The organism is Halomonas sp. LC1 (genome assembly GCF_030247125.1).
Taxonomy (GTDB): Bacteria; Pseudomonadota; Gammaproteobacteria; order Pseudomonadales; family Halomonadaceae; genus Vreelandella.
Genome location: NZ_JASSPG010000001.1, coordinates 90,569 through 112,320 on the forward strand (window position 1 = coordinate 90,569; position 21,752 = coordinate 112,320).

21 protein-coding genes are annotated in these 21,752 nt (G+C 59.2%); 14 read left to right on the forward strand and 7 right to left on the reverse strand.

From position 1 onward, the window contains the following. Positions 1-186 precede the first annotated feature (186 nt). Complete coding sequence (locus QIT27_RS00400; RefSeq protein WP_159341688.1) at positions 187-1,104, forward strand: metal ABC transporter solute-binding protein, Zn/Mn family; 918 nt, start codon at positions 187-189, stop codon at positions 1,102-1,104. Between the two features lie 3 nt (positions 1,105-1,107). Here QIT27_RS00400 and QIT27_RS00405 read toward each other — a convergent pair whose 3' ends face one another. Beyond that, a complete protein-coding gene (locus QIT27_RS00405; RefSeq protein ID WP_285262830.1) occupies positions 1,108-1,767 on the reverse strand; it encodes a phosphoglycolate phosphatase in 660 nt (219 codons plus the stop codon). 144 nt (positions 1,768-1,911) lie between these two features. On the opposite strand from QIT27_RS00405, the gene QIT27_RS00410 reads away from it, so the two are divergent. Next, positions 1,912-3,210, forward strand: a complete 1,299-nt coding sequence (locus QIT27_RS00410; RefSeq protein WP_285262571.1) for an NAD(P)/FAD-dependent oxidoreductase — start codon at positions 1,912-1,914, stop codon at positions 3,208-3,210. 58 nt (positions 3,211-3,268) lie between these two features. Here QIT27_RS00410 and rpe read toward each other — a convergent pair whose 3' ends face one another. Next, positions 3,269-3,967: a ribulose-phosphate 3-epimerase gene (gene rpe, locus QIT27_RS00415; RefSeq protein WP_159341685.1), complete on the reverse strand. Its 699-nt coding sequence runs from the start codon at positions 3,965-3,967 to the stop codon at positions 3,269-3,271. 243 nt (positions 3,968-4,210) lie between these two features. Between rpe and cysP the strand changes: the two genes are divergently transcribed. The 5 genes from cysP (at position 4,211) to QIT27_RS00440 (ending at position 8,734) form a co-directional block, all read left to right on the forward strand. Further along, positions 4,211-5,248 (forward strand): thiosulfate ABC transporter substrate-binding protein CysP, encoded by a 1,038-nt coding sequence (gene cysP, locus QIT27_RS00420; protein WP_159341684.1) that lies wholly within the window; start codon positions 4,211-4,213, stop codon positions 5,246-5,248. 9 nt (positions 5,249-5,257) lie between these two features. Beyond that, entirely contained in the window at positions 5,258-6,112 is an 855-nt protein-coding gene (gene cysT, locus QIT27_RS00425) for a sulfate ABC transporter permease subunit CysT (RefSeq protein WP_159341683.1), read from the forward strand. Continuing rightward, entirely contained in the window at positions 6,112-6,939 is an 828-nt protein-coding gene (gene cysW / locus QIT27_RS00430; protein ID WP_285262572.1) for a sulfate ABC transporter permease subunit CysW, read from the forward strand. Before cysT ends, cysW begins: the two co-directional genes overlap by 1 nt. After that, complete coding sequence (locus QIT27_RS00435; RefSeq protein ID WP_285262573.1) at positions 6,936-8,030, forward strand: sulfate/molybdate ABC transporter ATP-binding protein; 1,095 nt, start codon at positions 6,936-6,938, stop codon at positions 8,028-8,030. Before cysW ends, QIT27_RS00435 begins: the two co-directional genes overlap by 4 nt. Positions 8,031-8,140: 110 nt before the next feature. Then, a complete protein-coding gene (locus QIT27_RS00440) occupies positions 8,141-8,734 on the forward strand; it encodes a YajG family lipoprotein (RefSeq protein ID WP_159341680.1) in 594 nt (197 codons plus the stop codon). A gap of 20 nt (positions 8,735-8,754) precedes the next feature. On the opposite strand, the gene QIT27_RS00445 is transcribed toward QIT27_RS00440, so the two are convergent. The 3 genes from QIT27_RS00445 to QIT27_RS00455 all read right to left on the reverse strand — a co-directional run bounded on the left by QIT27_RS00445 (position 8,755) and on the right by QIT27_RS00455 (position 10,468). After that, positions 8,755-9,387 carry a thiopurine S-methyltransferase gene (locus QIT27_RS00445; RefSeq protein WP_285262574.1) on the reverse strand — a complete coding sequence of 211 codons (633 nt, stop codon included), beginning with the start codon at positions 9,385-9,387 and terminating at the stop codon, positions 8,755-8,757. A gap of 31 nt (positions 9,388-9,418) precedes the next feature. Then, positions 9,419-10,054 carry a TIGR04211 family SH3 domain-containing protein gene (locus tag QIT27_RS00450; protein WP_159341678.1) on the reverse strand — a complete coding sequence of 212 codons (636 nt, stop codon included), beginning with the start codon at positions 10,052-10,054 and terminating at the stop codon, positions 9,419-9,421. A gap of 84 nt (positions 10,055-10,138) precedes the next feature. Further along, positions 10,139-10,468, reverse strand: coding sequence for a DUF1820 family protein (locus tag QIT27_RS00455; RefSeq protein WP_009100748.1), 330 nt, complete (start codon positions 10,466-10,468; stop codon positions 10,139-10,141). Positions 10,469-10,676: 208 nt separating this feature from the next. Here QIT27_RS00455 and QIT27_RS00460 point away from each other — a divergent pair, with 208 nt between their 5' ends. Genes QIT27_RS00460 through QIT27_RS00470 form a run of 3 tightly spaced genes read left to right on the forward strand, consistent with a single transcriptional unit; the run spans position 10,677 to position 14,743 of the window. Continuing rightward, positions 10,677-11,900 (forward strand): ATP-grasp domain-containing protein, encoded by a 1,224-nt coding sequence (locus tag QIT27_RS00460; protein ID WP_285262575.1) that lies wholly within the window; start codon positions 10,677-10,679, stop codon positions 11,898-11,900. A 30-nt stretch (positions 11,901-11,930) separates the two neighbouring features. Continuing rightward, entirely contained in the window at positions 11,931-13,955 is a 2,025-nt protein-coding gene (locus tag QIT27_RS00465) for a hypothetical protein (RefSeq protein WP_285262576.1), read from the forward strand. 35 nt (positions 13,956-13,990) lie between these two features. After that, entirely contained in the window at positions 13,991-14,743 is a 753-nt protein-coding gene (locus QIT27_RS00470; RefSeq protein ID WP_285262577.1) for a TlyA family RNA methyltransferase, read from the forward strand. Between the two features lie 3 nt (positions 14,744-14,746). On the opposite strand, the gene mscK is transcribed toward QIT27_RS00470, so the two are convergent. Beyond that, positions 14,747-18,082 carry a mechanosensitive channel MscK gene (gene mscK, locus QIT27_RS00475; RefSeq protein WP_285262578.1) on the reverse strand — a complete coding sequence of 1,112 codons (3,336 nt, stop codon included), beginning with the start codon at positions 18,080-18,082 and terminating at the stop codon, positions 14,747-14,749. A gap of 179 nt (positions 18,083-18,261) precedes the next feature. Here mscK and QIT27_RS00480 point away from each other — a divergent pair, with 179 nt between their 5' ends. The 4 genes from QIT27_RS00480 (at position 18,262) to QIT27_RS00495 (ending at position 20,379) form a co-directional block, all read left to right on the forward strand. Continuing rightward, a complete protein-coding gene (locus tag QIT27_RS00480) occupies positions 18,262-19,293 on the forward strand; it encodes a phospholipase A (protein ID WP_285262579.1) in 1,032 nt (343 codons plus the stop codon). 75 nt (positions 19,294-19,368) lie between these two features. Further along, complete coding sequence (locus QIT27_RS00485; protein ID WP_159341672.1) at positions 19,369-19,701, forward strand: ElaB/YgaM/YqjD family protein; 333 nt, start codon at positions 19,369-19,371, stop codon at positions 19,699-19,701. Then, positions 19,701-20,105 (forward strand): phage holin family protein, encoded by a 405-nt coding sequence (locus tag QIT27_RS00490; protein ID WP_159341671.1) that lies wholly within the window; start codon positions 19,701-19,703, stop codon positions 20,103-20,105. Before QIT27_RS00485 ends, QIT27_RS00490 begins: the two co-directional genes overlap by 1 nt. Then, positions 20,080-20,379, forward strand: coding sequence for a YqjK-like family protein (locus QIT27_RS00495; RefSeq protein WP_253017245.1), 300 nt, complete (start codon positions 20,080-20,082; stop codon positions 20,377-20,379). Before QIT27_RS00490 ends, QIT27_RS00495 begins: the two co-directional genes overlap by 26 nt. An 84-nt stretch (positions 20,380-20,463) precedes the next feature. Here QIT27_RS00495 and QIT27_RS00500 read toward each other — a convergent pair whose 3' ends face one another. Next, the gene (locus QIT27_RS00500; RefSeq protein ID WP_285262580.1) at positions 20,464-21,648 is read right to left on the reverse strand and encodes a BaiN/RdsA family NAD(P)/FAD-dependent oxidoreductase; all 1,185 of its coding nucleotides are present in this window, start codon (positions 21,646-21,648) and stop codon (positions 20,464-20,466) included. Positions 21,649-21,752 lie beyond the last annotated feature (104 nt).

Genomic DNA, 21,752 nt, shown 5'->3' on the forward strand with positions numbered 1-21,752 from the left:
CCGCCACGAGCGACGCCTGCGTTGACGGCTTTTTCATAGCATAGAGGTTAAGCGTCAGCGGGGAAACCATCGCGCCTTTCAGTCTCTTGCCACTTGCCACAGCAGCTCACCCAGCAGAGCAAAACTGGCAACGGGGCGCGACTCTCTTTATTATTTGCTGTCATTTTAATGAGTTAGGAGCGTGGCATGGATAAGCGAACCCCTTGGATCATCACGCTCTTGTTAGCAGCACTCCTCGCCTCCTCCCCAGCGCTCGCCGCGTCGTCGCTCAAGATCATTGCCTCTTTTTCAGTGATCGAGGACTTGGTCAAACGCGTTGCCGGTGACGACATCGCCATTACGACTATCGTACCGATTGGTGAAGACGTACACCGCTGGGAGCTTACCCCGCCTAACGTACTCGCCGTGGAAGAGGCCGATATCGTGTTCTATAACGGCCATGGGCTAGAGCCGTGGATTCGCCATGTCGAAGCGATGGCCAGTGACACGCTCACACTGATGGCCCTGGCCGAAACCGCCGATTACCCCACTCTGGCATTACAACAGGGCCAGCATAAGGGGCGTCCTGATCCGCATATGTGGATGGACCCTAAAGGCGCGGCGGCCTATCTCGATGTCATTACTCAAACGCTCAGCGTGCACTCGCCAGAGAAGGCCGCGGCCTTCCAAACCCGCGCAGCCGAAGCTAAAGAGGCGCTGGTGCTGCTCGACCAGCAACTCACCGAGCGTTTGGAAGGGATTCCTCAAACCAACCGCCTGCTCACCACGAGCGAAGCGGCACTGAGCTATTTCGCCCACGCTTATGGGTTTGAATTCGCTGCCATTTGGGGCATGAATAGCGAAACGATGGGCAGTGCGGATGCCATGGCTGCCATGAGCAAACGGCTCGCCGACAAGCGGCCGCCCGCTCTCTTCTATGAGAGCACGACGCCCTATATCCACATGGATGCTCTGGCCCGTGAGACCGGCCTGACACTGGCAGGCCCGCTTTACGTGGATACGTTGAGCGAACCCGACGGCCCCGCTTATAACTACCCTGCCATGCTGCGCTACAACGCAGAGCTGCTGCACGAGGCCCTAGGGGGTGCCAGGGCCGGGGAGTAGCCGCTAGCTTACCAGCTCACGAAGCGAGGCCACGAGCAGGTCCGGGTGGCTCTGCTCGATGGGGTCGCCGTGGTTATAGCCATACGGCAGCGCCACGGTGGTGAAGCCCGCCGCCTTGCCCGCTGCGATATCGTGACGGGAATCCCCCACCATCACGCTCGCCGAAGGGGTAATGTCCAGCGTCTGGGCAACGTGCAGAAGCGGCAGCGGGCTGGGCTTTTTCTCGGCCAGCGAGTCGCCACCCACCGTCGACGTGAACAGCGAAAGCACGCCAAAGTGGCTTAAAATAGGCGCGATGAACCGCTCGGGTTTATTGGTAATCAAGGCCAGCACAAAACCCGCTTCATGCAGCGCATGAAGCGCTTCAAAGGCACCGGGATAGGGTTGGGTTAACGCATTGGGGGCGGCCCCGTAATGGCGCATGAACGCGTCATAGGCGCTCTGCTGCAGCGCTGCCTCGGGAGGAACACTAAGCGCCCAGTTCAGTGCTCGCTCCACCAACACCTGCGCCCCATTGCCCACCCAGTCGCGCACCTGCGCTTCACTCGGTTGAGCCAGCCCCACGTCGTGCAGCGCCCGCTGTACGCCAACGGCCAAATCCGGCACCGAGTCGATTAACGTGCCGTCTAAATCAAAGGCAATTAACCGCTTTCCTTGCAACATGGTATGCACGAGCTGGCCTCACTGATGCGTCTAAGCTACTGGTTCACGATAATGTCGATTAATTCAGTCATCTTACCCGCTTAGACCTTCGTCATACACTGCAGAAAGTTCTATGCTGTGGCTATATTTGCCAAGGAGAGAGTAATGGCCATTCCCCGAATTGTGATTGTGGGCGGCGGTGCGGGCGGGCTAGCCCTAGCCACGCGTCTTGGACATACGCTAGGTAAAAAAAAGCGTGCCGAGATCGTCCTACTCGACCGCAACGCCACCCACGTATGGAAACCGCTGCTGCACGAACTGGCCACCGGGGTGCTCAACTCCAGCATGGATGAAGTGGATTATCGTGGGCACTCCTCGGCCCACTACTACCGTTACCAGCGCGGTTCTCTCAACGGTTTGGATCGGGAACAGAAGGTCATTCACCTGGCCCCCATCGAAGACGAGGATGGCGTGGAGGTCCTGCCCGCCCGGCAGCTCACCTACGATTACTTGGTGCTGGCGCTGGGCAGCGTTTCCAACGACTTTGGCACCCAAGGGGTTGCAGAGCACTGCCACTTCATCGACTCCCCCCAGCAGGCCAAAGCCTTCCAGCGGGATATGATCAATACCTTCCTGCGCTATACCGACCCCAACCTGCGCCAGCACACCCAGCTCACCATTGGGATTGTCGGCGGCGGTGCGACGGGGGTGGAGCTTTCGGCGGAATTGTTAGACGCCTCGCGCCTGCTCAATGCCTATGGCGTCACGGCGGTGGATCACCAAACGATCAGCGTACACTTGATCGAAGCGGCTCCACGACTGCTGCCCGGTTTATCCGAACGTATCAGCCAGACCGTTCAACAGGAGTTGGAGAGCATGGGCGTCACCGTGCATGTCGGCACGGCGATTCAAGAAGCCCAGGAGTATCAGCTGGTCACAGGCGACGGAGAGGTGATCGACACCGATCTCAACGTGTGGGCGGCAGGGATCAAAGCGCCGCCATTTTTGGCCGAGCTAGGCTTGAGCACCAACAAACGCAATCAGATCAACGTCAAGCAGACGCTGCAAAGCGTGGACGACCCGCATATTTTTGCGATGGGTGACTGCGCTTGCTGCCCCCAAGGCGATGAGGCCACGGTACCGCCGCGCGCTCAGGCCGCGCATCAGCAGGCCAAGCTATTGGCGAAGAACCTTGAGCGATGCCTGACCAAAAAGCCGTTGCAAGACTTCATCTACCACGACCACGGCTCGCTGGTATCGCTGGCCCGCTACGATGCGGTCGGGAACTTGATGCGCAGCTCGGCATCGCGGGGGCTGTTTTTGGAGGGCTGGTTGGCGCGCCAAGCCTACGCATCGCTCTACCGTATGCATCAACTCTCTATTCACGGTGCGCCAAAAACCGGGCTTGCCTGGCTGGTGGATAAATTGAACCGCTACCTCAAACCACGCATGAAACTTCACTAAGGACATGCAAAGGGCGGGGATCAGCCCGCCCCTCTTATGTCTTAGCGCGCCTTCCGCCTCAGCGAACCTTAGCTAGCTCCGCGCGCATCTGCTGAATCACGCTGTCGTAGCCGTGCGGGTCGCTTGCCTGATGGGCGTTAAAGATCGCTGAACCCGCTACAAAGGTATCGGCACCGGCGGCGGCGATATCCGCGATATTATCGACTTTGACGCCCCCATCGATCTCCAAGCGAATGGGCAAGCCCGAAGCGTCGATACGTGCCCGTGCCTCACGCAGCTTGTCCAGCGTACCGGGAATGAACGACTGGCCGCCAAAGCCGGGGTTGACGCTCATCAGCAGCACCATATCGACCTTGTCCATCACATAATCAAGATACGAAAGCGGCGTTGCCGGGTTGAACACCAACCCCGCCTTACAACCACCGTCACGAATCAGCTGCAGCGAGCGGTCGATATGCTCGGAGGCTTCGGGGTGGAAGGTAATGTAGCTGGCCCCGGCATCAATAAAATCGCTGATCATGCGATCCACCGGTTTCACCATCAGGTGCACATCGATCGGCGCCGTCACGCCATGATCGCGCAGCGCCTTACATACCATCGGCCCAATGGTCAGATTCGGTACGTAGTGGTTATCCATCACATCGAAATGCACCACATCGGCACCGGCCGCCAGCACGTTATCGACCTCCTCGCCCAGCCGCGCAAAATTAGCGGAAAGTATCGACGGGGCAATCAAAAAATCCTGTGCAGCGCTCATGAAAGGGTCCTCGAGTAGGCGGAACGGGGAGAAAGAAACGGAGATAATCACGAGCGGGCCATCTTACCAGAGCCAACTCAGAAGCCCTATGCCCAGGGCCTCCCCAAGAAGTCCCCATCGCTTGTCTCGATATGCCCAGACATATTTCCAAATAGAATATAAAACACAATTGTAATTCCCCAATCCTAGGTTTAACCTTATCGGCATCGCGATGACATCGCCCTCAGCCTTAAGGAGTCTGCAATGACATTATCCTCTGCATTCCGTACCGGCCTTCGCCGCAGTCTATTGGCCGCTGCCGTGGGCACCGCCGTCTCTGGCATGACCTTTTCCAGCGCCGCTGTCGCCCAAGAGCGCGAGCTGCTGAACTCCTCCTACGACATCGCCCGCGAGCTATTCGCCGCGATCAACCCTGAGTTTCAGGCGTGGTGGGAAGAAGAGCATGGCGAAGAGATCGCTATCAGCCAGTCCCACGGTGGCTCCTCTGCCCAAGCGCGCGCCATCATGCAGGGCCTGCGTGCGGACGTAGTGACGTTTAACCAGGTTACCGACGTGCAGGTACTCGCCGATGCTGGCTTGGTGGCGGAAGATTGGCAGGATGCGTTTGAGAACAACGCGTCGCCCTACTACTCCACCACCGCGTTCCTGGTGCGTAAAGGCAACCCGAAAGGCATCGAGAGCTGGGACGACCTCGTCAAAGAGGACGTGCAGATGGTCTTCCCTAACCCGAAAACCTCCGGTAACGGCCGCTATACCTATCTTGCCGCCTGGGGCTTCGCCGAGAACGAGTTCGATGGCGATGAAGAGCAGATTCAAGACTTCATGCGCACGTTCCTGGGCAACGTGGCGGTGTTCGACACCGGCGGTCGCGGCGCGACCACCAGCTTTATCGAGCGCGGCATTGGTGACGTGCTAATCAGCTTCGAATCCGAAGTGAACAACATCCGCAGCGAATACGGCAGCGATGACTACGAAGTGGTCGTCCCGCCGGTAAGCATTCTGGCCGAGTTCCCGGTGGCCGTAGTGGGTGAGAACGCCGAGCGCAACGGCAACAGCGATTTAGCCCAAAGCTACTTGGAGTACCTCTACACCGAAGAGGCCCAGCGCCAATTGGCAGGCTTTAACTACCGCGTCCATAACGAGACGGTGGTTGAAGAGTTTGCCGACCAGTTCCCCGACACCGAGCTGTTCGAAGTCGAAAACGTGTTCGGTAGCTGGGAAGAAGCGATGGAGACCCACTTCGAAGGCGGGGCTCTACTCGATCAACTGCAACGTCGTTAACGGTATCCCATGAGCCAGTTAGCATTTTGGCGATCCGGCAGCACGCGCGTGCTGCCGGGTTTTGGTCTGTCGATGGGCATCAGCGTGCTGTTCATCTCGCTAGTATTGCTACTACCAATGACGGGCCTGTTTGGTCAGCTTTCCGAACTGAGCTTGGCCGAGTACCTTGCGATCATCACCGAGGGCCGCGTGGTCGCCAGTTACATGGTCACCATCGGCGCAGCGGCGGTGGCCGCGCTGGTGAATGCGGTGTTTGGCCTGCTACTGGCCTGGGTGCTCGTGCGCTATGAGTTTCCTGGCAAGCGCCTGCTCGATGCCTTGATGGACCTCCCCTTCGCCCTGCCCACTGCCGTGGCTGGCATCACCCTGGCCACGCTCTATGCGGGTAATGGCTGGGTAGGCAGTATCATCGAGCCGATGGGGCTTCAGATCGCGTATACCTGGGTAGGGATTGCGCTGGCGATGGCTTTCACCAGTATTCCCTTCGTGGTGCGCACGGTGCAGCCGGTGCTTGAAGATTTGCCTGCCGAGGTGGACGAAGCCGCGATGTCCCTGGGCGCCACCGATGGCGTGGCGTTTCGCCGAGTGATTATGCCGCATCTATGGCCCGCGCTTGTCACCGGCACCGGGCTTGCCTTCGTGCGCTCACTAGGTGAGTTCGGCGCGATTATTTTTATCGCTGGCAACATGCCCTACGAAACCGAAATCACCGCGCTGATGATCTTCGTCAAACTGCAGGAGTATGACTACGCGGGGGCGTCTGCCATTGCCTCGGTGGTGCTGTTTGTCTCTCTGGCGCTGCTGCTCGCCATCAATATCTGGCAGGGCCGCTTTGTGCGTCGTCTGCATGGAGGGAAAGGATAATGCGCCGGATTGGTGATGCGCCTTTAATGCGGCGCTTATTAATTGGCGCAGCCCTACTGCTGTCTGCGCTATTTCTGCTGCTGCCGCTGGTGGCTATTTTTGCTCAGGCGTTCTCCCAAGGTGTGGCGGTGTTTTGGGAGAACGTGAGCAATACCTTCACCCTGCACGCGATTGGTCTCACGCTGGTCATCGCGTTAATGACCATCCCCATCTGCTTGGTGTTTGGCGTCGCGCTGGCGTGGCTGGTGACGCGCTTTAGCTTCCCTGGGCGGCGCATTCTGCAAACGCTGATTGATATTCCGTTTGCCGTTTCTCCCGTCGTGGCGGGCTTGATCTATCTACTGCTGTATGGCCGCAACGGCTGGATTGGCAGTTGGCTCGACACTCACGATATTCAGCTAATGTTCGCGTGGCCGGGCATTCTGATGGTCACCATCTTCGTCACCTGCCCGTTTGTGGCGCGTGAATTAATCCCGCTTATGCAGGCCCAAGGCTCACGGGAAGAAGAAGCCGCTGTAACGCTGGGCGCTTCCGGCTGGACGACGTTTTGGCGGGTCACACTACCCAACATCCGCTGGGCACTGCTCTACGGCATCATCCTCACCAACGCCCGCGCGGTGGGTGAATTTGGCGCGGTCTCGGTTGTCTCAGGGGCCATTCGTGGGCAAACCAATACGCTACCGCTGCATCTAGAGCAGCTCTATCAGGATTACAACGCCGTGGGCGCGTTCGCGAGCGCCGCCCTGCTGGCCCTGATTGCCCTGTTAACGCTTGCGGCCAAGGCAGGCCTGGAATGGCGCGCATCGCGCCGGGAGGCATTCTCATGAGTATCCGCTTACAGAATATTGCCAAGCACTTTGCCAACACCCAGGCGCTCGAACCGATCAACCTGGATATTCACGAAGGTGAATTAGTAGGTCTACTAGGCCCTTCCGGTTCGGGCAAAACCACCCTGCTGCGGATCATTGCCGGTTTGGAGAATGCCGACCGCTCTCCTCAGCCCGGCAAAATCCTGTTTGGCGACCGTGACGTGACCAACGTGCACGTTCGCGATCGGCGTATTGGCTTCGTGTTTCAGCACTACGCCCTGTTTCGCCATATGAGCGTTTACGACAACGTGGCGTTTGGCCTTACGGTGATGCCGAAGAAGCGCCGCCCCTCCAACGGCGAGATTCGGGCACGGGTGTTTAGACTGCTGGAAATGGTCCAGCTCGAGCACTTGGCGAACCGCCTGCCTGCGCAGCTCTCTGGCGGCCAGCAGCAGCGCGTATCGCTGGCTCGCGCGCTCGCCGTGGAACCTGACGTACTGCTGCTCGATGAGCCGTTTGGCGCGTTGGATGCCAAGGTGCGCCAGGATCTGCGCCGCTGGCTGCGCCGTCTGCACGACGAGCTGAACTTTACCAGCGTCTTCGTCACCCACGACCAAGAAGAAGCGCTGGAGCTGTCTGATCGCGTGGTGGTAATGAGCAACGGTCGCATCGAGCAAATCGACACGCCGGATACCCTTTACCGCGCGCCGAAGAACCGCTTCGTGTTCGAGTTCTTGGGGGATGTGAATCACCTAGAGGGGCGCGTTCGCGCTGGCGTGCTGACCTGCGGTGACGCGCACCTGAACGTCGACTTGCCCGATGGCGACGAAGAGCTGTTGCTGCGCCCCCATGAGGTGCGTCTAGCGGAAGAGCCCAGCGCCGAGAGCCACCTGCCGGTGACGATTACCGCTATCTCCCCGGTCGGGGCCGAAGTGCGCGTAGAGCTCGAGGCCGACTGGCTGGCAAAACCTTGGCAAGCCACCGTGCGCCACGCCGACTTCGAGCGTTTACACATGCGCCGTGGGCAGCGCTTGTTCGCCCATCCACGCCAGTGGCACCGCTTCAAAGAGGACGCTAAAACGCCCGAGCAACAGGCGCGCGTGGCCTAGGCGCTGCTGGCTTCTCGCGTTAACACAGCGCTATACTGGGGCTTTCACCCTCAATGCCTTGTTACGACAGACATTTATCTCGTACAACCACGATGATTGCGGAGAGTTTTATGCGTCGGCGTCACTTTTTACGCGCGTCTGCTGCGCTGTTGGCCACCGTATTGCTGGCGGGCTGTGCCAGCCCTCAATACCTTCAGCTCAACCCTACGCGTAGCGCAAACGTGCCGCAAACCGGCTCTGGCCAGCAGGTCACCGTGGTGGCCGTCGATGCACGGCCGAGTGAAGTGATTGGTACCCGAGCGGGCGGCAGCATGTCGACGGCGCAAATCACCGTCAACAGCCATGAATTGATCCCACAACTGCAGGCCGAAGCAGAACGCGCTGCCAGAGACATGGGCTTTACACCCACGCGGGAAGCCGCCCAGGACCGCCCTAGCCTGACGCTGGAGCTGGCCAGCTTGCACTATGGGCGTGGGGATAGCGGGCAGCCACTGATCGACGAAGCGCGTATCGAAGGAGTGTTCCGCGCCATTGCGCAAAACCAGGGGACGACCTACACCGGCACGTATACCTCTCGCCGTACGCAGGGCTATGCGATCAAACCCGGTGAGGATGCCAATACGCGCATGCTCAATGACCTACTCAGCGATGGCTTGAACCGAGCGTTCAGCGACCCAGAACTAGGCCAGCTGCTCGCTCGTTGAGTTGCTCGCCAAGCGAGCCCTCATACCCGTGGCCCGCGGCGTTCCAGAGCCCACAGGCTCTCGCTGCGGCCACGGTCATCGGCAGGCAGATGGGCAAGCCGCTCGATGCGGAAATTAGGCGCCATCAGCCGTTCGATCTCCTCATCCGGCACGCTGAAAGGCGGCCCCGCGTCGCCAGCGTCATGGGTGAGGCCCACCAATAGCCCCTTCGCTCCGGGCGGAATCAGCTGAGCCAAATGAAAGGCGTAGCGCTCACGGGTCGCTGGCGGCAGCGCAATCAGCGAGGCCCGGTCATAGAACGCGCCCACTTCTGCCGCCTGTTGAATATGCAGATGAAAGAAATCACCGCACCATAGCTCGATGCTGCCCTGACGAGACACCTCGAACCCCGCTTGGCGATAGCGCGAAACGCCGCCGCTGCGCTGGGCCAGGAACTGTTCGATGGCCTCCGGCGCCAGCTCGATTCCTAGCACCGGATGCCCACGATCAGCAAGCCAGCGCATATCCAGGCTCTTACCGCAGAGCGGCACCAGTACTTTGGTCCCCTCTGCCACGCCAAGTGTAGGCCAGTGTTCGACCAGAGCCGGGTGCGCCTCCTCAAGGTGAAAGCCGATCCGCCCCTCTTGCCAACGCTGTCGCCAGGGATTCTCCATGAGCTACCTCTCGATGACTGGGAACTCGCGCTTAGAACCAGCGGTCCCGCTTTTTACGACGGCGCGGCAAATGCGGCACGATCAACCCCACCAGCAGGCCAGCGCCCGCCACACCGCCACCGTACATGAAGTAGCGCATCAGCAAGTCTTCCTCTTGCGTATCCAGACGGGCTTGCAACGCGCGCACCTGTTGGCGCGACTGTTCGGCTTCATTGTCCAGCTCGAGGTTACGGGCTTCCAAATCAGCGATGCGCTGCTCGCGGATGTCTAGCGTTTCGGTCATCGAGGAGACCCGCTGTTCCCAGCTTTCGTTGATACCGTCCAACTCTTGGGTCAGCTCGTCTACCTGAGCTTGCAGCTCGGGGAGCTGCTGGCGCGCGCTGGGCGTTTGCTGCAGCTCGTTGCTGAGTACCCACACGGTATCGCCACTGTTACTGCGAACGCGTGTGTAGTCACCGCTGGTGTCGAGCACTTCGACCTGCTCGCCTGCATTGAGCGTACCCACAATGCGATAGCCATCTGTCGGCCCGCTACGTACATAGGTGCTCAGCTCATCGCTGACCCAGGCTTGGCTATCGGATTGAGCCAGCGCTGCTTGGCTGCTCACGCTTAACAGCACGCCTATCGCGGCGGCGTAACAATTACTGCGAAATTTTTCTACTTGCATGACGTCATGTCCTGATCAAAAAACGCGCGTGGCCGACGAAGCCGCCGCGCGTGTCGCTCAAAGCGTTGCGCATGTCTTAGGCGCTTACCCTTCCCCGCGGGGCGGTAACGGGAAGGGACGAGGAAACTCTGCGACGCGGGCATCACTTTTCACGGCCTTTAGCGGGCCTTCACGCTCCACCTCGTCAATCCGCACAATGGCGTTCAACGGCAGGTAGCTACGCTTGACCCCCTCGAAGGTACGCTGCAGTTTTTCCGCTCCTGGATCCACCACCACCCGCGACGCATCGTCAAAGACAAACTCCTCGACTTCAATAAAGCCCCAGAGTTCGCTCTGAAATATCTCTCTGACGTATAAATCCCAAATTTCACCCTGCTGGTGAACCACCACACGGTAGATCGGCTTGGCCGCCATCTTGGCCTATTCCTCTTGCCACTTGAACGTATCGTTAAGCCGCAAGCCTACCATATTCGCGTGTTGCCCTTTAGCAGACATCGCCAAAGTCAGCGAATTCCCCCTATTTTCGCTTCAGAAGCTGCTAATTAGCCCAGAATGGTTTGGGTCGTGTATGGTGAAGAGAGTATTTGGCAAGACCATTCATCACCCCAGAGGAGTCAACACCATGCAAAAGGATCCCAATAAGGGCTATATCGCCCTCTTAGGCTGGAGCCTCAATGCGATCGAAGCGGCGGAAAATTTTGACCGTCGATATATTGTGGTGGCACCCGACTGGGCGGAAGAGTACTGCCAAAAGCACGACATCCCCTATGTCCCCTGGAACTTCGAGCGTCTCAACGACCGCTCCATGGAGATCGCCGAGACGCTGAAAGAGAAAGGCGTCGACGTCGCGATCCCCCTGTTCGAAGAGACCGTGGAGTGGGCGGGCGCCATCAACTCGGTACTGCTGGACAACCCGCGTCTTTACGGACAATCGTTGCTCCTACGTGACAAAGCGCTGATGAAACGTCGCGCCCAGCTTGGCGGGATTCGCGTGGGCATTTTCGAAGAAGCCCATGACAAAGAGGACGTGATTCGCTTCCTCAAGCGGGTCAACCAGACGCTGCTGAAACTCGATGGCGACCCCAACGACCCGATTCACCTCAAAGCGTTTGATAAAGCGGGCTGCCTGGGCCACCGGGTCATTCGAACCCCTGACGAAGTCGATACCATCCCGGATGAAGAGTTTCCGGTGTTGATGGAGTCGCACCTGGACGGTTGGGAGTTCGCCGTAGAGGCGTGGATTCATGACGGCAAAATCGCCTTCCTGAACATTTCCGAGTACGTCACGCTAGGCTATTCCGTCTTCGTACCTGCCTCTCCAGAACTAGAAAAATACCGTGAGCAGATCACCGCGCAGATCGAAAAACTGATCAAGGCGTTTGATATTGAGTTTGGCCTGATTCACCCCGAATACTTCGTCACCAGCGACGGCGAGATGTACTTTGGCGAAGTGGCCTACCGTCCGCCGGGCTTCAAGGTGTTCGAACTGCTGGAGCGGGTTTACGGCTTTAACGCTTACCAGGCGTCTATGCTGGTCTTCGATCCGAAAAGCACTAAAGAAGAAGTGGCTGAATTCTTCCCGAAAGAGATCGTCGATGCCGACGGCTTCGCGGGCTGCTTTGGGGTTTACCCGCGCCGCCGGGTCGTCAGCCGTCTGGAAATCCCGGAAGAGACGGAAGATCACCCGTACTTCGAGTCTCACGAACTGACACCACCGGTGGAAGAGACCGTCACGAAACGCACCGCCTTTGGTACGCATTGGGGGTTGATCTACTTTAAAGGCGACGATGCGCATACGATTCGCGATCTGCTCAAACGCCAAGAAGATCTCGACTTCTATGTATAATCCCCGCCAAGGCTGGGATAAGGAGTCACCGTGACGACCAAGCAAGAAGCCACTTCCACCGAAGATGGCAAGCTCGATGGATTACTGAGCAAATTCGATGATGCGGTGCGCCTGCTTTCGCAGGCGCCTGCCTTTTCTAAACCCGCAAAGCTGCCCCGCGTATTGGATACGGCTAGGCGCGTGCTCATGCAGGCGGGCGGCTGTGCTGCTCTAGAGCAGCGCGCGGCGGATTTTGAATCCGCTGGCATCTTTGCCGGATCGGATTGGGAGACGCCACAATACCTAATTCCCACATTGACGACCTACTCGCTTAAAAGCGCCGATGCCAATGTGGTCGTCATTGAAGCATTGAGCGAGCTGCGATTACTGGCCGTAGCTAAAGGCGATTACCCCCATCCCCTTATTTCCCAAGAGCAGGCGCACCACTACCTGACTCAAGTCATGGCGATCAATCTATGGCTTCTCTTCAATGCGCCCAGTGAAGCCGAACGGGAGACCCAGGGGCGTTTGGCGAACATCTCTCGCCACCTGTTTCAACACTTGGCCGAGCGCATCGGCTATGAGTACGTCATCGACCAGTTGATCGATGAAATTTGGCGCATCCTCAAACAGCGACCCATTCAGGTCGATGCCATCAAACAGATGATCACTCAGATCGCACTGTGTCAGGCCAACCCCGAGATCGACCTGGGAGCCAGCGGCCACGGGGCCGATAGACTGGTTAGCTCGCTGTACGGTCCGACCCAGGCGTGCCGTGAAGACCCCGGCATCGATATTTATCGCGCACGCCTAGAGCGCATGGATAACGCCACGTTACAAGCCGAATCCACCGGCTTTGCCCGCGCCATGCACGATACTGGCCTGGTCTCCCCTTACCATGCGGTACTGCTGCGCTACCTGTTGGAAGAGGGCGACCATCTGCTATCCGAAGCGCTGGGGCTCTCCTCCACGGGCCGCGACTGTTTGCTGTGCTACCGCGAGCTGGTGCATGCGCTGATTCGCAGCGGCGTCTATCCAGCGACGGCACAAGCGGTGTATGGATTAGCGCTTCTGCTAGAGCGCGGCATCCTCTACCAGCCGCCGGTGGCCCCAGCCATGTGGCGTCAGCTAAATCTTCAGCTCTCCGAGTGGGCCGAGGCTCGGCTGTCGCTGGCCTATGGCGAGGTTGCCTCCCCCCGTGCCCGACTCATCGAGGGCGTATTGTGCATGCTGGGCCTGCCGCTGGGCGTGGGCCAGGGCAATAACCCAACCTGCCAATCGGCCCGGGCGCTCTCGATGTGGGCGTATAACGACCCGGACTATCTGCTGCAAATGGTCACCTGGGCCGCGCGGGATGACGAAATCATCATGCACTTCGAAGGCCAGCCCATCTCCTCCAACGAGAGCGTATCGGGCGTGGCCGCCGAACTGCCGATGGACCTCGACCCGGTGTCTTTGATCGTGGTGCCTCACCTGGACCGCATTTACGCGGAAATGGGGCGACGCTGCATTGGCCGGGAAGGTGACCCCCACCGCTGGGTGAACCCCGAATTTCACGGCTGGTGGTCTGGCCGCGGGTTCAGTATTAACGTCGATGTCGCCACCGGTAAGCTCTGCGAAGTGGATACGTTCATTCGCCACTTCTATGCCAGCTATCACCCTTACTACAACGGCAACCAGCCGCTGATTCATCCCCAGCCTGCCGGTATCGCCGTCACCGACAGCGCCGCGCGTTTCATCGGCTGGCATGCCATTACGATTTTGCGGGCCTCGCTGGATCCTAACGACGTCATGCGGATCTACTTCTACAACCCCAACAACGACAGCGGCCAGGATTGGGGGGATGGCGTCAAGGTCAGCACGTCCGGCAACGGCGAGCGTTTTGGCGAAGCCTCCCTGCCCTTCGAGCAATTCACCTCACGGCTCTATATTTATCACTACGACCCGCTGGAGCGTGGCGAACTGGCCACCGTCACCGATGAAGAGCTGGAGCGTGTGAAGGGGTTTTTGCACCGTAGTTGGGGAGCGACCCGCCTTCCATCCACTGACTTACAGGCCGACCCAGGGCCCCAGTAACACGGGGCGCCTCAACCACGATAGACACGACCACGATGATACGACTCGATCAACTGCTGGTCAGCCAAGGGCTGGCCAGTTCTCGTACCCGTGCCCAACGGCTGATCAAAAACGGGCGCGTTTTTTTGCGCGATGGTACGCGGCTCACCAAACCCTCGGAAAAGTGGCCCTTGGACACGCCGCTGCATATCGACGAAGACCCAGAGGAGCGCTACGCCTCCCGTGCGGGGCTCAAGCTAGAGGGCGTGTTACACGCGCTGGACATGCGCCTCGACGAGCGAGGCGTGCTGGACATCGGCCAATCGACGGGCGGCTTCACCGATTGCGCCCTACAGTTTGGCGCTCGACACGTGATTGGTGTGGAAGTGGGTCACGACCAGCTCGCCAGCCACCTGCGCAGCGACCCGCGCGTGACCTGCTTGGAGGGCCTTAACGCCCGCCACATGAGCAGGGCAGCGGCGCTGTTGAACGCGCTGGCCGAGCGCCCCATTGATCTTGCGGTGATGGATGTGTCGTTCATCTCCCAGACGCTGATTCTGCCGGAGATTGCCGCGCTGCTGCCCCCTGGCGGGCAACTTCTATCGCTGGTCAAACCGCAGTTCGAGCTGGACCCTGGGGCGCTGGATAAACGCGGCGTCGTGCGAGAACCTCGTCGCTACGCAGAGGTGGAGCAAAAAATACGCACCGCCTGCGCGCAGTGCGGCCTTGCCATCAGCCACTGGCAAGAGAGCCCCATCACCGGCGGAGATGGCAACCGAGAATTTCTCCTACTCGCCAGCAAACGCTAACGGCTAGCTCAATGTGGCAGGCGGGAGAGTCGGTTGAGACTGCACTTTCACCGACTCCCCCTGCTCACGATGCAGCCATACATCGAGCTGTTCGAAGGCGATCTTCACTCCCGCCTCCTTGAACAGCTCATCCACCCGACAATTCACCTCATCGGCGGCGAACAGGCGGTCCAACAAGTCGTTGACGAAAATTCGCAACTCGAAATTCAAGCTGTGCGGCCCATAGCTCAAGCAGAACACCTGAGGCTCCGGGTCATCCAGCACGCGGGCATTTTCATCGGCGGCTTGGCGCAACAGCCGATGCACCAACGGTAAGTCGGAGCCATGGGCTACCCCATAGGTCAGCACCACGCGGGTCACGTTATCAGACAGCGACCAGTTAATGAGCTGATCCGTGACGAAGGTCTTGTTAGGAATGATGATCTCTTTGCGATCGAAGTCGGTCACCGTGGTAGCCCGAATGCGAATCCGGCTGACCGTGCCGTGAAGATTCCCTAACGTAATGGTGTCACCGATACGAATAGGACGCTCGAACAGAATGATCAACCCCGAAATGAAGTTGGCGAAGATCTCCTGCAAACCAAAACCCAACCCCACGCTCAACGCCGCCACGAGCCACTGCAATTTGTCCCAAGAGACCCCCAACGTCGCCAGCGACATGACAATGCCCGTTCCCACGATGGTGTAAGAGAGCAACGAGCTAATGGCATAGGCGCTCCCTTGCTTGAGCGCCAAGCGTGACAGCACCATCACTTCGAGCAGGCCAGGCAGGTTACGGGCCATGATGAAGGTGACGGCGACCACCAGCAGCGCCGTAAAAAAGTCAGAAATAGAGAGCGCGTTGTCGACCAAATCGCCCTCGCCCGCCTCCCAAAGCGACACCTGATCCAAGTAACCCAACACCGAGAGCAGGTCCGACCACACCAAATAGAGCAGCGCACTGAAGCCAATCAGCAGGATCAGCTTGGAAAGACGCAGCGACTGGGCATTGATCTTTTCCATATCCAGCGGCGGCTCCTCGACCACCTCCAGCCCACCTTCGGCCCCCTCTTGCACTTGGGCTCGGCGCCTCGCCAGCGCTCGGCGATACGCCAGCCGACGGGCGGCCACGGCCAAACTGCGTACGACCGTCGCTTCCACCACGACCCAAAGCCCCAGCAAGTAGAGCGTAATGGCAAAGCGCGCCACCAGCCTGAGCGCCGTGTACTCGTAACCCCAAGCGACCAGCCCCATCAGCACCAGCGGCACGGCGGCCATCGCCAACCCCAGGATCAACCTGAAAAGCCGCACACCAAAAATCGGCACATGAGCAAGAATGAGCTGCGCCAGCCACCAAGCCATGGCCACCAGCCCGCTCATGAACAGCCCCATGGCCACTGGCCGCATGGCCAGCGGTGTTTCCATCTGTTCGGACATGGCCGCAATGGCCACGACCGGCACCAGGGCAACCCCCAGGCCGATCAACAGGCGGCGCAGCCGCGCGTTATACGCTGGCGCCCAGGTGAAGTGGCGCTCCGCCACACCATCGGGCACCAGCAAGCGCCGCCCCAGTGCGATCACGAACCAGCTCAAGCCAAGCTGAAGCAGCGCAGGCGACAGCCCTAGTGAAAGGCCACCCTCGGCAGTGCGCAGGGCAACGCCCGCTCCCGCAAGCGCCAGCGGCCCCGGCGACGCCAACAGCGCATTGAGCAGGACGGCCTTGGGGGTATGCAGTTGGGTGTCGCTCTTCAAACGGCCAATTTGCGAATGAATCAGCGCCAAACGCTGTTTGATCCGACCACGTAAGGCGATCAATACCACGCTCAGCAGCAGCAACGGCGCGCCCACCAGCAAATCCCACGAGAGTCCCTGCCAGCGGGTCGGTAACACGGCACGCCACTCCCCTTCGTACCACTCCTGTTTGAGATGCTGGGGGAGTTGACGCAGCCAGTTCACGTCCAGCGGGCGGCTGTTGGCCACCCAAAAGAGCTGCTCATCGATCGTGGCGCGCAGATCGCGAGTAGTGGTGAGCAGCTGCTGTTGATTGAGCTGCAGCTCGATGGCTGAGCTCAGCAAACTGCCATAAGCCTGCTCGAGCTGCTCGACCAATTCGCGACGAGACTGATACAACCGGGTGAGAGAGTCTACCAAGCCCGGCGTGACATCGACCCCGGCTTCCTCCAGGCGCTGGGTGGCCAAGCGCTCCCCTTGGCGAAGCTGGTCACGCTGACGAATGAGGTCGAACTGTTTCAAACGCAGGTCGGCGATTTCGTCCTGTAAATCACGCCGCGGCACCACGTCCGGCAGCGACTGGCGCTGCTCGCGGAGAATACGCGACAGCAGCTGGCTGCCACGAATCGCTTCCATCTGCTCGTTGAGACTGCGCTGAAGCTGGCGAACATGCTCCAATTGGCGCTGCGCCTCGATGTTCTCCCGCACGATGCCATTGGCGCGGTCGGTTGCCCGCAGTAACTCTAGGCTCAGCGTTTGGTTAAGCTGCTGAGCGTTCAACACGACCGGATGCCCTTCCGCGATGAGTGGGTCATTCTTGGCCGCATCGGCAATGGCCTGCTCGGACTGAAGGCGTCGCTGGCGGTCGATGACGCCCTGCAGCAGGTTAAGCTGCTGCTCCTGCTGATCAATCTGCAAGGCCAGCAAGTCGCGGCGCTGCTGGGCCAGCTCGCGCAAGCGGCTGTTGGCACTCAGCTCTCGCTGGTTCAGGCTCACCTCTTGCTCAGCCAGTGCTCGCTCCAAGCGCCACTGAATGAGCTGCGCATCCTCACGGGCCGAGAGCTGGCGGTCGGCGAGCAGCGCCGCACGGGTATCGTGCTCACGGCGTAGCGTTTCGGCGCGCTGCAGCGCATCGGAAATGGCCTGCTGTGCCCGCTCCGGCAGCGTTTGTGCCGCAAGCAGTTGGGAGTTCACTTCCGCCATTTGGCTCTGTAGCTGCTGCAGCTCGACTACGGCGTCCGCCTGCTCGGCCTCTAACGCCTCTAAAGGCATATCGCTGAGGCGATCGACCGATAGCTGTTGGCTCTCCTCTTCGGCATCACTCAGCTCGCGCTCCAAACGCAGCAGCTGGTCAGGGGCTTGGTTGACCCGCTGTTCCAGCGCCTGCTGACGCTCTTCGATGGCCTGCAGCCGCTCGTAGGCTTGCAAGGCAGCGGTCAGTGCCGCCTGATCGCGCTGCTGGTCTTCGGTGAGCTCGGTGTCGAGCGATTCCAGCGCCGCTAGGCGTTCGGTCAGCTCTGTTTGAGGAGGGACGCGCTCAACCGGAGTGCTTTGAGCAGTGGCGGTACCTGCTAACATCGCCACCATACATAGGCAGCCGATGGCCGCCTTCAGGGCATTTCTAACCACGTGACGGATGCCTCATTGACATGTCGACCCGCTAAGTCGGGCAAGGGGCTTATTGTCATAGGTAAGCCATCGTGACGCAATCTTGTCCGTGCCCCTTTGCATCGAGAGTTGACTTACACAGGCGGCCTGTATAGAAACAACGCTGGTATATCTCTACTCTTACTTTGCGAGCCACGTTGATGGTTACCCGAAAACTGCTGTTAACCGGTATGGCGGCCTTCGCGAGCGCGACCGTGCTCAGCCAAAGTGCTCTGGCCGATTCCCGAGAAGACATTGAGGCGCGTATTCAGGCACTCAATACCGAGCTTTACCAACTGCGCCAGCAACTGCAGCAAATCGAAGCGCCTAAAGAGGCGGCACGGGGTGTCGAACCGGAACCACTGCCGGTAGAAGCGGCGCTGGAAGACCTGAGCGAGCGACGTCAGTTGGAACAGGAGTCGTCGCGTAACCCGTTCTCGATCACCACGCACCGTACCAACTACCTGTTTCCCATCAGCTACAATTCGAACCAGAATGTCGAGAACTTCCGCAGCATTTCCGATGAAGTACAGCCGGATAGCGGCGAAGTCAAGTTTCAGTTTAGTGCCAAGTTCAACTTGGCAGAGAATGTCTTTGGTGACATCGGCGACGTTTATTTCGCCTATACCCAGCGTAGCTGGTGGCAGGCCTACAATACCGACGCCTCCTCCCCTTTCCGGGAAACCAACTACGAGCCTGAAGTGTTCATCGACTTCGACAACGCCTGGAGTGGTCTGGGCTGGGTAAATACGCGCAATCGCGTGTCATTCATCCACCAGTCAAATGGCCGTTCCGACCCGCTCTCGCGGAGTTGGAACCGGGTATACCTGGAAAGCACCTTCCAAAGCGGTGATTGGGCGCTCACCCTTGCGCCTCATTGGCGCGTGCCAGAGTCAGAGAGCGACGATGACAACCCAGACATCGAGCGCTTCGTCGGCTATGGCGACATTCGTCTCGCCAAGCGTCTGCAGAACAATCATGAAGTTGCCGGTCAACTGCGCGGTAACCCCAGCGCTGGCAATTACGGCACGCAGGTCGATTACAGCTGGCCCGCATTCAATGGCGTTCGCGCCCATGTGCAGTACTATTACGGATACGGGGAGAGCATGATCGACTACAACCATCGCGTGCATCGCTTGAGCCTTGGTTTCAGCCTCAACCCACTATTCAGCGCCACCGGGCTGAACCGTTAACCCGGTAGGGTTGTCTATCCGGTGACGACTGCTATGCTGGAGTCGTCACTCATTTACTCGTCAAAGGAAGACATCATGGCAAAACGTAATACAGACACCTCCGCCCGTGCTGACCAGTTGAAAGAGGATCTGCGTCACCTCAGCGAGACCGTCGAAGAGCTGATGAACGCCACCTCCAAAGACGCCAGCGGTGAAATGCGCGATCTGCGCGAGCGTGCCGAACGACGTTTGAAGGATACCCGTGCCCGCCTGGAAGCACGCGGCGAACGTTTCTACGAAGATACCCGCGAAACGCTCTCCGAGCAGGTCGACTGCTGTGACCGTTATGTTCGTGAAAACCCTTGGACTAGCATCGGCATCGGTGCCGCCGCTGGCCTTGTCGTCGGTATGCTGCTCGGACGTCGCTAATGGCTTTGGGTCCTACCCAACGCGTCTTTTCTGCCGCCAAACGCTTGCTAAAAACACTGGTTGCCAACAGTGAAACCCGCCTGCGTTTGGCGGTTTTGGAGTTAGAGGAAGAGCGCGCACGTCTATTGGTATTGCTGCTGCTGGCAGGTGCCAGCCTTCTGCTACTGCTACTTGGCGTCGCCACGCTAACCGCTTTGGTGGTCGTGCTCTTTTGGGATACGTATCGCCTGACCGCGATCAGCGTTAGCGCTGGCGTGCTCATTGCACTCAGCATTTTGCTGGCCGTCATTGCCCTGCGCCAAGCCAAGCGTCACACGCTGCTCAAAGAAACACTAAAGCAGCTCGCCGCTGATCGCGCCCTGCTGGAGGTGAATGAGGATGAGCCGTCACGACAGCGTCGTTAAACCGCCTACCCGAGCAGAGCGTAAGGCGGCATTACTGGCTGAGCTGGAGCAGCAGCGCATCGACATGCTGATCGACAGCGACACGCTTCTACGCGCGTCGTCGCCGCTGGACAGTCAATGGAAAAGCCTCAAGCTTCCCCTGTATGCCATCGGCGGCATCGCGGCTTTGCGCATTGCGCGCCATCCTGGCGGTGCCATGGCGGCTGGCCGTAAGGTGCTCGCAGGCTACATGCTCTTTAGGAAATTGAAGTTACTGACCAAAGTGGCGACGTGATCTCACATCATATTCGCTGAGCTGAGGCTTTAGAAAAGCCGCTGCGGAGCAACGCAGCGGCTTTTTCGTGCGCATCAATAGCGCCTAGCACGCTTGACCACAGGCGACGCCGCTGGCCCACGCCCACTGAAAGTTATAGCCGCCCAGTTGCCCCGTCACATCCAACACTTCGCCAATAAAGCGCAGCTGTGGAAGGTCTTTGACTTCGAAGGTTTTCGATGAGATTGCATCGGTACTCACGCCCCCCATGGTGACCTCCGCCGTGCGCCACCCTTCCGTGCCTGCCGGTTTTAGCTGCCATTGGTTGAGCCGCTGGGCCCAAACATCGAGCGCATCGTTGCTATACTGCGCCAACGGGCTGGCCAAGTGAGCATCGGGGTACCACTCTTGCAGCGCCTGGGCAATACGCTTAGGGAAACGCTCGCCTAGCCACGTCGACAGCAGCCTTTTTGGGGTTTCATGACGCGCATGACGCAAAGCGTCAGCCGCGTTTTCGCCCGGCAAGAGGTCGATGGAGATCACGTTACCCGGCTCCCATACGCTGGAAATCTGCAGCATGGACGGCCCAGAGAGCCCCCGGTGAGTGAACAGCATCGGTTCGACGAAGCGCGCCTCCTTGCAGCTTACCGCCGTGAGCAAGCTGACCCCGGAAAGCGCTGCGGCACGCTCTTTCCAGCTATCGCTCAGGGTAAACGGCACCAGGCCGGGGCGAGTGGGCAGCACCTCCAGGCCGAACTGGCGCGCAATTTCGTAGCCAAAGCCCGTCGCGCCCATAGTGGGAATGGAGAGCCCTCCTGTGGCGACCACGACCACGCCTGCATCGATGGTACCCATGGAAGTGGTCAAGCGCATGCCCTCGCCTTGGCGCTCCAGTCGCGAGATGGACGTCTTGAGCGCCACTTCCACTCCCGCCCAGTCACACTCGGTCAGTAGAACCCGGACGATTTCTTTGGCAGAGTCGGCGCAAAAGAGTTGCCCAGGCGCTTTCTCCACGTAGTCGACGCCGTGGGTATCGACCAGCGATACAAAATGTTCCGGGCGATAACGTTTCAACGCAGAAATGCAAAAATAAGGATTTTCAGAGTAAAAGTGTCCAGGCGCTGTATCAAGATTGGTAAAGTTACAGCGGCCTCCCCCAGACATTAGGATTTTTTTACCCGCTTTGTTTGCATGGTCGAGCACTAAGACACGTCGCCCGGCATAGCCAGCCTGTGCCGCACACATCAATCCCGCAGCACCCGCGCCGATGACCACGACGTCGTAGACCATAACAGAGGCTCCCAAGATGAAAAGTCGGGCATTTTAGCAGGTAAGACGCCCTAAATTACTGTACATTTTAAAAAGCTATGTACAAGAAAAGCATAAGAAAAACC